We start from the raw sequence: 9897 nt of genomic DNA, 5'->3' as shown, positions 1-9897 counted from the left end.
AGAGTAGGGCACCGCCGGGTTTTATTAGTTTAATAAAACATTTAGAAAAACCGTGAGTTGAGAGACTGACGGTTTTTTTGTTTTTGAGGAAAATGGAAAAGTGGAATTTCGGGTTCGGAAAGAAGAAAACTTATACAAAAAAACACCGCACTTTTATAGAAATTTATGATTTTAAGATAGAAAGGATATAGGGAAATATTGCTAGAAAGGAGATCGTAACAAATAAAATGTGTAAATACTTTTCTGTAAGATAGAGTATTTACCTTTAAAAATGACGGAAGAGCTAGAATTTAAATCCTCGCCGGTTTTCAAAACCGACACCTTCAACGGCTCGATCATTTCTCCGAGTCATCGACAGTAATACACAAACAAGGAATGACAAAAATCATTTTGATATGCATTGACTTTTTATACATCAACCATTACTTTATAGAAGTATAATTTATTATTTACAGGAGATTTTATGCAGTCGCGAATAATTGTTGAAACAAGAGAAGAATCGGTATTGGCAACAAATAAAGTATTACGCAATACTTATTTCTTGCTGGCAATGACATTAACGTTTTCCGCCGTAGTGGCTTTTGTTGCAATGAGTTTAAACTTACCGCCGCTTCATTACGGGATTATGTTGGTTGGCTTTTACGGCTTATTATTCTTAAATAACGCACTTTCTAATAGCGGCTGGGGCATTTTATCCACCTTTGCCTTAACCGGCTTTTTAGGATATTCATTAGGTCCGATTTTAAATGCCTATGTCGGTGCGGGTTTAGGTGATTTAATCGTATTAGCCTTAGCCGGAACCGCCGCCGTCTTTTTTGCTTGTTCCGCTTATGTACTAACGACGAAAAAAGATATGTTTTTCCTTTCCGGAATGATGTTTACGCTTTTTATCGTGTTGGTTGTCGGTATGATCGCGAGCTTTTTCTTTAATATGCCGGGCTTCTATGTTGCCTTAAGTTCGCTTTTCATCGTATTTTCCAGTATGGGTATTTTATATGAAACGAGCAACATTATTCACGGCGGTGAAACGAATTATATTCGTGCGACCGTCAGTTTGTATGTTTCATTGTATAATATCTTTGTTAGCTTACTGAATTTACTGCGTATTTTTGGTAGTGATGATTAATTATCGGTTTAATAGGTAAATTCAACGCCCCTTTTTAGGGGCGTTTTTGTATAATAATTCAAACATTATGGCAATAATATGGAAAATAAAGTGCAATTTGAAACAGATGCCGACGGTTATTTATTAGACACTACGCAGTGGAACGAAGATATTGCGCGTGAAATTGCGCAGAAAGAGAATCTTGATTTAACGGAAGCTCATTGGGAAGTCATTCATTTCGTCCGTGCGTTTTATCAGGAATATAATACCTCTCCGGCGATTAGAATGTTGGTAAAAGCAATGGCGCGAAAACTGGGTGAAGAAAAAGGTAACAGCCGATATTTGCAGCGTTTATTTCCTGAAGGACCGGCAAAGCAAGCAACTAAAATAGCCGGATTACCCAAACCGGCAAAATGCCTTTAGTTGATAATCATTCTCATTTACAAGACGAAAATAATACAATATAATGAGCCGGAAATTTATTTAAAAAATAAAGGAGAAAAAATGTTACGTCTAATAATGCTTGTGTTTATTCCGTTTTTGGCTATTTTCAGCGGTTCCGCCTATGCAAAATTTAAAGTCATCACCACATTTACCATTATTCAAGATATTGCTCAAAATATTGCCGGCGATGCTGCGGTTGTCGAATCGTTGACGAAACCCGGCGCAGAAATTCACGGTTATGAACCTACACCGAAAGATATCGCAAAAGCGCAATCGGCGGATCTTATTTTATGGAACGGCTTAAATCTGGAACGTTGGTTTGAACGCTTTTTTCAGAATCTTCAAAATATTCCTTCCGTAACGGTGACTGAAGGAATTCGCCCGATTTCAATCTATGAGGGACCCTATAAAAATACGCCGAACCCTCACGCGTGGATGTCGCCGACAAATGCATTGATTTATATTGAAAACATTAAAAATGCGCTGGTTCGTTATGATCCGCAAAATGCCGAAATTTATCGTCGAAATGCGGAAAATTACGTTCAAAAGATTAAAGCGTTGGATGCGCCTTTACGGGAAAAATTAGCTGACATTCCTGCGCAGCAACGTTGGCTGGCGACAAGCGAAGGTGCTTTTAGTTATCTTGCCGAAGATTATGGCTTTAAAGAAGTGTATCTCTGGCCGATTAACGCGGAACAGCAAGGCACGCCTCAGCAAGTGCGTAAAATGATTGATTTGGTTCGCGAACATCAAATTCCGGTGGTATTTAGCGAAAGCACGATTTCACCGAAACCGGCACAACAAGTTGCCAAAGAAAGCGGCGCGATTTACGGCGGTGTGCTATATGTGGATTCCTTATCGACAAAAAAAGGTCCGGTGCCGACGTATATTGATTTGTTAAACACGACCGTTACAACGATTGTAAAAGGATTTGAAAAATAATGACCGCACTTTTACCGACCTCGATTTATGTGAATAACGTAACCGTTCGCTATAATAACGGGCATACCGCTATTCATCAGGTTTCTTTTCATTTACAAGGCGGAACCACGTGTGCATTGGTCGGGGTAAACGGTAGCGGTAAATCGACCTTGTTTAAAAGTATTATGGGTTTAGTTAAACCGCAACAAGGCGATATTCGCTTATGCGGTTTATCGATCAATAAAGCACTTAAACAAAACTTAGTTGCCTATGTGCCGCAAACGGAGGACGTGGATTGGCAATTTCCCGTTTCCGTTTATGATGTCGTAATGATGGGACGCTATGGCTATATGAATTTTCTGCGTATCCCTAAACCTGCGGATAAACAAGAAGTGCAGCGCGCAATGGAGCGCTTAGGTATTGCGCACCTTGCGGAACGTCAAATCGGCGAGCTTTCCGGCGGGCAAAAAAAACGGGTTTTCCTCGCCCGAGCGTTGGCGCAGCAAAGTAAAATTATTTTGCTGGACGAACCTTTTACCGGCGTTGATGTGCAAACCGAAAATGCGATAATGGATCTTTTGGCGGAATTGCGCGCGGAAGGCTATTTAATTTTAGTTTCGACGCACAATTTAGGTTCCGTTCCCGATTATTGCGATCAAGTGGTAATGATTAATCGCACGGTGCTGGCAAAAGGCACAACGGAAACCACGTTCACCCAAAAAAATCTGGAATTAGTGTTCGGCGGTGTATTGCGTAATGTCAAATTATCCGGTCAAGCCCTGCACGACGACGAAGACGGGCGCTTTGTCACCGTATTAACCGATCACGATGAATTACCGGCGGTCTTTTACGGCGAAACAAAAAACGATCCGCCTGCGCCGATCATCAAAGGTTGCTGTATGGAACCGGACTGTGAAAAAAGCAATGCTCTTGAGGAACAAAAATAATGCTTACGCTGTTACTTGAGCCCTTTTCTTATGATTATATGGTTAAAGCGCTGATTTTAAGTTCGCTAATTGGTGGAATCTGCGCGTTTTTATCCTCTTATTTAATGCTGAAAGGCTGGTCTTTAATCGGTGACGCGTTATCACATTCGGTCGTACCCGGTGTCGCGATCGCCTATTCGCTGGCATTACCTTATGCACTGGGCGCATTTTTTGCCGGAATTTTAGCCGCACTTTCCATTTTATGGATCAAATCCGTCTCCAAGTTACGCGAAGACGCCATTATCGGCTTTATTTTTACTACGTTTTTTGCCGTCGGTTTGCTGATTATTTCCTTAAATCCGACCTCAATTAATGTACAAGAAATTATTTTAGGCAATATTCTCGGTATCGCCGATGAAGATATTGTTCAAGTCGCCGTTATTATTGCCGTGTGTATTCTTTTACTGCTTATTTTCTGGAAAGATTTATTATTAGTCTTTTTTGATGAAATTCACGCCACGTCCGTCGGGCTTTCACCGATTTATTATAAAGTGCTATTTTTTACTTTGCTAAGCGCCTGCATTGTCGCTGCGCTGCAAACTGTCGGTGCCGTTTTGGTGATTGCAATGGTGATCACTCCCGGTGCAACCGCCTATTTATTAACTGATAAATTTAAAACCCTCGCATTGATTGCCGTCGCGCTCGGCACATTAACCAGCGCATTGGGTGTTTATCTTAGCTATTATTTGGACGGCGCGACAGGCGGATTAATCGTCTGTTTTCAGACCGCACTTTTTTTACTCGCTTTCTTTTTCTCACCGAAATACGGGTTATTAACCCAAGGTTATCAAGCAAAACAAGGCGGTGAAAATGACTGAGATCTTTTATTGGTTCACCGAACCTTTTGCTTATCCGTTTATGCAAAATGCGCTGTTCACCGCATTATTCGTTGCCGTAATCAGTGCAATCTTATCCTGTTACTTAATTCTAAAAGGTTGGGCGTTAATGGGCGACGCCATTTCACATTCGGTGTTACCCGGTATCGTGTTGGCGTATATCGCCGGTTTACCCTTAACCCTCGGCGCTTTCGGTTCCGGGTTATTTTGCGCATTAGGCATCGGATATTTAAAAGAAAATAGTCGAATTAAAGAAGATACGGTAATGGGTATCGTGTTTTCGGGAATGTTTGCCTTGGGCTTGGTGTTATTTACCAAAGTGGAAACGGAACAGCATCTCACGCACATTTTATTCGGCAATTTACTCGGCGTGAGTACGACGGAAACGCTTCAAACCGCCGTCACAGCCATTATCATTAGCGTGATTTTGTTATTGAAACGACGAGATTTCTTACTGTATTGCTTTGATCCGAGTCACAGCCGAATTGCCGGATTGTCGCCGCGGTTGTTACATTATGTCTTGTTGATGTTATTGGCGTTAACCATTATTACCGCAATGCAAGTAGTCGGCGTAATTTTGGTCGTAGCAATGTTGATCTCGCCGGGTATTACCGCTTATACGCTAAGTAAACGATTCGACACAATGTTGATCATTGCAATATCGGTTTCCGTATTTACTGCCGTGCTCGGTATTATCGCCAGTTATCATCTTGATGCAGCGACCGGACCTTGCATTATTTTACTACAAGCGTTCGCATTTTTACTCGCGCTTGGTTACAGCAAACTACGTCAAAATTAGCGCTGCACGCTAAATTCATCGAAAGTTTGCGTACCGAGATAATCCAGCTCGATAACACGCTCGACGATTGCGGTTTTCGGGCCTTTTTGTAACCATTGCCGAAGTGCGTCAAGTTGGCTCGCCGATCCCTGCGCGACGACGCTGACGCTTCCGTCGGATAAGTTTTTAACATAACCGACTACACCGATTTTAACCGCTTCCTTCCAAGTGAAATAACGAAAACCGACGCCTTGCACGACGCCGTAAACCTGAAATTGTTTCTTGAACATTTTTTCTCCGCAAAATTTCGTTTTAATGTGATGAAGGTAAAAATTTTTGAATGAAAACAAACTTTTTTATTTCCATTTTTCTGAAATTAGAATAGCATACCACTAACACTTTATTAAGATAGAGTGCATTACAATATTAAAAGACATTATTCCCTTACAGTTAGAGGAGCTAATATGAAATTTCGTGTCGCAGCACTCGCCGCTGCAGCTTTATTAAGCAGTTCGGTCAGTTTTGCCGGTGTGGTTACTACATCGTCTAATGTGGATTTTCTTGCTATTGACGGACAAAAAGCAGCAAAATCGCTGTTAAAATCAAGCAATTCTTTTAACGTCGCCGATACTCAAACTCACCAAGTCGTCGTACGCGTCAGCGAAATCATTAAATCCGGTTCTGATCGTTCGTTATTCGAATCAAATCCGATTATTGTTACCTTCCAAGGCACAAACGAAGATCTTGTGATTTCCGCTCCTCATCTTGAAAACGAACGTGACGCGCAAAGTTTTAACCAAACGCCGAAAATTGTGGTGAAAACCGCGTCAGGCAAAGAAATTGCGACTAAACAAGACGTGTTAAAACAAGAAGGTTTCTTACCGAATGCGAATTTAGTCGAAAATCTTTCCGAATATAATGCCGCCGGCGAAAAAGCGTCCGTCGCAGCTTTTGCAAGCAGCACAATGCCTGCCGCCGTACCGGGTTTTGCTAAAGCGCAAAAAGGTAAAATTACCGTTCAGGGCGAAAACGTTGCGGAACAACAATTACAATATTGGTTCCAACAAGCGGATAAAGACACGCAAGCTCGTTTCCTTGATTGGGTGAAAAAACAACGTTAATTCGGGTGAATCGCCCGCTTTGTTCTTTTATTTATCATATTGAAAGTGAGCCTTTCCGCTCACTTTTTTATTTAGGGAGTGCTTATGCAAACGACAACGCGAACCTTACCGGCAGCAAAAAATATTGCGCTTGTGGCGCACGATCATTGTAAGCAAGATTTAATAAATTGGTGTAAAACCAACCGCACTTTACTCGCATTACATACGCTTTACGCCACGGGAACGACCGGAAATTTAATTCATCAGGAAACCGGCTTAAATATCAAAAGTTTATTAAGCGGCCCGATGGGCGGCGATCAACAGCTGGGCGGATTAATTGCGGAAAATAAAATCGATTTATTGATCTTTTTCTGGGATCCGATGAATGCAGTACCGCACGATCCGGATGTTAAAGCCTTAATGCGTATTGCAACGGTGTGGAATATTCCCGTTGCAATGAATATCGCTACGGCGGATTTCTTTATCGGATCGGCGTATTTTAATCAATCGCTTGATATTCGAATTCCGGATTATCAAGGTTATTTACAAGCGCGCTTGAAATAATTTAACGGGAGAACGCAATGGCACTAATTCTAAATATTCTTAATTTTGTCTTGGGCGGATTCGCCACAACCTTGGGTTGGCTTATCGCGACATTATTTAGCGCAATATTGATTGTGACCTTGCCGTACACCCGTAGCTGTTGGGAAATCACCAAAATGTCATTAGTGCCTTTCGGCAACGACATTATCCATATCAAATATCTTGAACCGAAAAGTGCGGTCGAAAATACCTTCGGATCCGTCTTTAATCTTTTGTGGTTCATATTATTCGGTTGGTGGTTATGCGTATTGCATATCCTTTGCGGCATTACTCAGTGTTTAACTTTGATCGGTATTCCCGTCGGATTGGCTAATTTTAAATTGGCACGAATTTCGCTTTTCCCTGTCGGACAGCGCGTCGTACCGAAAGATCTGGCGGAATTTGCACGCCGCCAAGCGCTTCAACGTCAATTTGAAGAAAAATAAAGGATTGCGATGAATCAATGGCTTAACGCGAAAGTAATCGGTGCCATTCCGATTTTTATTGCCGTCAATATTGCCGCATTGCTTGTTTGGTGGTTGGATATTTCACAGCAAAGTATGCCGCTTGTATTGGGCATTATTGCCGGCGGTTTGGTGGATTTGGATAATCGTTTAACCGGGCGGCTGAAAAATATTTTTTATACGCTGCTGGCATTTTCGGTTTCCTCGTTATGCGTGCAGTTAACTTTAGGGAAAAGCCTAGAATTTACCCTCCTAATGACCGGCTTAACCTTTGTCTTTACAATGATCGGCGCGGTCGGGCAGCGCTATAGCACCATTGCTTTCGGCACCCTTGTTGTCGCTCTTTATACCATTTTAACCTATTTGCCCGATACGATTTGGTATCTTAATCCGCTGTTAATTTTATGCGGCACGCTGTTGTACAGCTTGGTGACCGTCATCGTGTATTTATTTTTTCCGAATCGACCGGTACAGGAAAGCGTTGCGCGATCTTTTCTCGCTTTAGCCGAATATTTGGAGGCGAAATCTCTCTTTTTTGATCCGGACGATATCGAACATTTAGAAACAAAACAAATCACACTGGCAATGAAAAACAGCGGACTAATCACCGCGTTTAACGCCTGTCGCACCGCATTGTTTTACCGAATTCGCGGGCAATATCGTCATAGCCGAACCACGAAAATGATTCAATATTATTTTTCGGCGCAAGATATTCACGAGCGCATCAATTCCAGCCATTTTGATTATTCAACCTTGGCGGAGCGCTTGAAAAATACCGATTTGATTTTTCGTATTCAACGTCTGCTGGAATTACAAGCGCAGGCTTGTCGAGATATCGGGCAAAGTTTATTGCAAAACCAATCTTATATTTATAATCTTCGCTTGGAAAAAGCGATTAGCGGCATTAATCAATCCTTCGAACATTATGCGCAAAACTATCCGACGGATCAAAAACAGCTCATCGCTATTAAAAATCTGCTTGATAATTTGCAAAGCGTCGATTGGCAGCTGCGTCATTTAGATCAAGAACAATCGGGGCAAGAAAGTTCCGCAAAAGCTCAAATTTACACCGAGCAAGTGACGGGGCTAAAAAATATTTGGTTGACGATTTACAGTCACTTTAATTTTGACTCTCAATTATTTCGCCATTCCGTCAGATTATCTATCGTGGTGTTTATTTGTTGTGCCATCGTCGAATTTTTTCAGCTTGATCGCGGCTATTGGATCTTGCTTACCGCCGTATTTGTCTGCCAGCCGAATTATTCCGCGACCAAATTGCGCTTAAAACAACGGATCATTGGTACGATTTTGGGCGTGATCGTCGGTTCTTTATTGCCTTATATTCAACCGACCATCGAATTACAACTCGGTTTAATTGTCGTCACCAGCACGTTATTCTTTTTCTTTCGCACGAATAATTACAGCTTTTCAACGTTTTTTATTACCTTGCAAGTGTTGATCAGCTTTGATGTCATCGGTTTCGATATTCACAGCGCAATGTACTCACGCTTAATCGATACATTACTCGGCGCATTGATCGCGTGGTTCGGTGTGTCCTATTTATGGCCGGATTGGAAATATTTGCAGCTGGATAAAGTGGCACATCAGGCGATTAAAAGCGATGCGAAATATTTGTTATTTGTGATTGCTCAACTTCAGTTCGGAAAATGCGATAATTTGAATTATCGTATCGCGCGCCGAAAAGCGCACGAATATGCCACCGCACTTAGCGCAACATTGTCGAATATAAATAGCGAACCGCAGCATTATCGCGATTATCAACAAAGCGGATTCGAATTATTGAAACTGAATTATTCGTTGTTAAGCTATATTTCGGCGCTGGGCGCATATCGAAAAAATATGCGGGAAATTCGGCAGAGTAGTGCGTTTGCGGCAGAATTTTATCCGATCGCGAAAAAATTGATTTATGCGTTAGAACGTATCGAAGATCTCACGCCGGATGTGTTTGAAAAACTGCGCGTGAATACGGAACAGGCGCTCAGCCGTTTTAATGCGGAACAGAGTGATCAATTAAGCCAGTCGGCGTTTAGCGTGCCGATTCAGCAGCTTAATATGATTAGCCGAATTTTGCCGAATCTTTACGCCGCATTCCACCGTGATTTTCAGCAACAAACCGAACCTAATCCGAGCGCGGATTAGGTATCCAATAAAATCAAAATTGCCGCTTCGCCGCCCCATTCTTTCGGTGCTTGGTGTAATGCGCGCACGCGCGGATGTTGTACTAGCCAGCGGGGAATCTGCCGCTTTAAAGTAAAAGTGCCGTAGCCCGTCATTATGCTTGCGCAATAAATATGTTCTTTTTCACAAGCGCGAATTAACGCCGCCAATTCAGCTTTGGATTCTTCGCGGGTTAAACCGTGTAAATCCAGAAAAATTTCCGGTGAAAAATCGCCGCGGCGTAATTGCTTCAGTAAATGTTTATCTTCGCCTTCTCTTAAATATTTCACCGCACTTTCATCGTTTAGCAAGGGTTCGTATTCATCGGAAAAGAAAAATAACGTATCTTCCTGCTCACGCACATCACGAATCATCAGCTTCTTTTTTAAATTTTTACCACGCGGCGCAACTACGGTATTTTGTTTCAGTTCTTTGGCGCCTTTTATCGCCTCACGAAATAATTCGATTTCTTCTTTTAACATTTTTCTCTCGTAACAGTTAAA

12 protein-coding genes are annotated in these 9897 nt (G+C 41.9%); 10 read left to right on the top strand and 2 right to left on the bottom strand.

Annotated elements, in window-relative coordinates:
* The first annotated feature begins 463 nt into the window (after nucleotides 1-463).
* The 6 genes from CVP04_RS08085 (at nucleotide 464) to CVP04_RS08060 (ending at nucleotide 5091) form a co-directional block, all read left to right on the top strand.
* A complete protein-coding gene (locus CVP04_RS08085) occupies nucleotides 464-1126 on the top strand; it encodes a Bax inhibitor-1/YccA family protein (protein ID WP_100297011.1) in 663 nt (220 codons plus the stop codon).
* Nucleotides 1127-1204: 78 nt separating this feature from the next.
* Nucleotides 1205-1528: a TusE/DsrC/DsvC family sulfur relay protein gene (locus tag CVP04_RS08080; RefSeq protein ID WP_100297010.1), complete on the top strand. Its 324-nt coding sequence runs from the start codon at nucleotides 1205-1207 to the stop codon at nucleotides 1526-1528.
* 81 nt (nucleotides 1529-1609) lie between these two features.
* Nucleotides 1610-2491 (top strand): metal ABC transporter substrate-binding protein, encoded by an 882-nt coding sequence (locus CVP04_RS08075; RefSeq protein ID WP_100297009.1) that lies wholly within the window; start codon nucleotides 1610-1612, stop codon nucleotides 2489-2491.
* Nucleotides 2491-3417, top strand: a complete 927-nt coding sequence (locus tag CVP04_RS08070; RefSeq protein WP_100297008.1) for an ATP-binding cassette domain-containing protein — start codon at nucleotides 2491-2493, stop codon at nucleotides 3415-3417. Before CVP04_RS08075 ends, CVP04_RS08070 begins: the two co-directional genes overlap by 1 nt.
* Nucleotides 3417-4274, top strand: coding sequence for a metal ABC transporter permease (locus CVP04_RS08065; RefSeq protein WP_100297007.1), 858 nt, complete (start codon nucleotides 3417-3419; stop codon nucleotides 4272-4274). Before CVP04_RS08070 ends, CVP04_RS08065 begins: the two co-directional genes overlap by 1 nt.
* A complete protein-coding gene (locus CVP04_RS08060) occupies nucleotides 4267-5091 on the top strand; it encodes a metal ABC transporter permease (RefSeq protein ID WP_100297006.1) in 825 nt (274 codons plus the stop codon). The genes CVP04_RS08065 and CVP04_RS08060 overlap by 8 nt, the downstream gene beginning before the upstream one ends.
* Here the strand turns inward: CVP04_RS08060 and CVP04_RS08055 are convergent.
* Nucleotides 5088-5360, bottom strand: a complete 273-nt coding sequence (locus CVP04_RS08055; protein WP_100297005.1) for an acylphosphatase — start codon at nucleotides 5358-5360, stop codon at nucleotides 5088-5090. The two genes, CVP04_RS08060 and CVP04_RS08055, sit on opposite strands and share 4 nt — an antisense overlap.
* Nucleotides 5361-5534: 174 nt before the next feature.
* Here CVP04_RS08055 and CVP04_RS08050 point away from each other — a divergent pair, with 174 nt between their 5' ends.
* The 4 genes from CVP04_RS08050 (at nucleotide 5535) to yccS (ending at nucleotide 9376) form a co-directional block, all read left to right on the top strand.
* Complete coding sequence (locus tag CVP04_RS08050; protein WP_100297004.1) at nucleotides 5535-6191, top strand: curli polymerization inhibitor CsgI-related protein; 657 nt, start codon at nucleotides 5535-5537, stop codon at nucleotides 6189-6191.
* 84 nt (nucleotides 6192-6275) lie between these two features.
* Nucleotides 6276-6734 (top strand): methylglyoxal synthase, encoded by a 459-nt coding sequence (gene mgsA, locus CVP04_RS08045; protein ID WP_100297003.1) that lies wholly within the window; start codon nucleotides 6276-6278, stop codon nucleotides 6732-6734.
* Nucleotides 6735-6751: 17 nt separating this feature from the next.
* Nucleotides 6752-7198, top strand: coding sequence for a YccF domain-containing protein (locus CVP04_RS08040; protein WP_100297002.1), 447 nt, complete (start codon nucleotides 6752-6754; stop codon nucleotides 7196-7198).
* A gap of 9 nt (nucleotides 7199-7207) precedes the next feature.
* Nucleotides 7208-9376: a YccS family putative transporter gene (yccS, locus tag CVP04_RS08035; RefSeq protein ID WP_100297001.1), complete on the top strand. Its 2169-nt coding sequence runs from the start codon at nucleotides 7208-7210 to the stop codon at nucleotides 9374-9376.
* On the opposite strand, the gene smrB is transcribed toward yccS, so the two are convergent.
* Entirely contained in the window at nucleotides 9373-9876 is a 504-nt protein-coding gene (gene smrB, locus CVP04_RS08030) for an endonuclease SmrB (protein WP_100297000.1), read from the bottom strand. The genes yccS and smrB overlap by 4 nt on opposite strands.
* Nucleotides 9877-9897: the final 21 nt, after the last annotated feature.

Origin of the sequence: Caviibacterium pharyngocola (genome assembly GCF_002795405.1) — a bacterium.
GTDB lineage: Bacteria > Pseudomonadota > Gammaproteobacteria > Enterobacterales > Pasteurellaceae > Caviibacterium > Caviibacterium pharyngocola.
Note: the sequence above shows the minus strand (reverse complement) of the source record. Positions and strands in the feature narration are given on the sequence as shown.

Excerpts from the sequence above, each read along its gene's own strand:
- smrB (WP_100297000.1), bottom strand. The coding sequence starts at position 9,876 with ATGTTAAAAGAAGAAATCGAATTATTTCGTGAGGCGATAAAAGGCGCC.
- CVP04_RS08075 (WP_100297009.1), top strand. The coding sequence starts at position 1,610 with ATGTTACGTCTAATAATGCTTGTGTTTATTCCGTTTTTGGCTATTTTC.
- CVP04_RS08085 (WP_100297011.1), top strand. The coding sequence starts at position 464 with ATGCAGTCGCGAATAATTGTTGAAACAAGAGAAGAATCGGTATTGGCA.
- CVP04_RS08060 (WP_100297006.1), top strand. The coding sequence starts at position 4,267 with ATGACTGAGATCTTTTATTGGTTCACCGAACCTTTTGCTTATCCGTTT.
- mgsA (WP_100297003.1), top strand. The coding sequence starts at position 6,276 with ATGCAAACGACAACGCGAACCTTACCGGCAGCAAAAAATATTGCGCTT.
- yccS (WP_100297001.1), top strand. The coding sequence starts at position 7,208 with ATGAATCAATGGCTTAACGCGAAAGTAATCGGTGCCATTCCGATTTTT.
- CVP04_RS08080 (WP_100297010.1), top strand. The coding sequence starts at position 1,205 with ATGGAAAATAAAGTGCAATTTGAAACAGATGCCGACGGTTATTTATTA.
- CVP04_RS08065 (WP_100297007.1), top strand. The coding sequence starts at position 3,417 with ATGCTTACGCTGTTACTTGAGCCCTTTTCTTATGATTATATGGTTAAA.
- CVP04_RS08070 (WP_100297008.1), top strand. The coding sequence starts at position 2,491 with ATGACCGCACTTTTACCGACCTCGATTTATGTGAATAACGTAACCGTT.
- CVP04_RS08055 (WP_100297005.1), bottom strand. The coding sequence starts at position 5,360 with ATGTTCAAGAAACAATTTCAGGTTTACGGCGTCGTGCAAGGCGTCGGT.
- CVP04_RS08040 (WP_100297002.1), top strand. The coding sequence starts at position 6,752 with ATGGCACTAATTCTAAATATTCTTAATTTTGTCTTGGGCGGATTCGCC.
- CVP04_RS08050 (WP_100297004.1), top strand. The coding sequence starts at position 5,535 with ATGAAATTTCGTGTCGCAGCACTCGCCGCTGCAGCTTTATTAAGCAGT.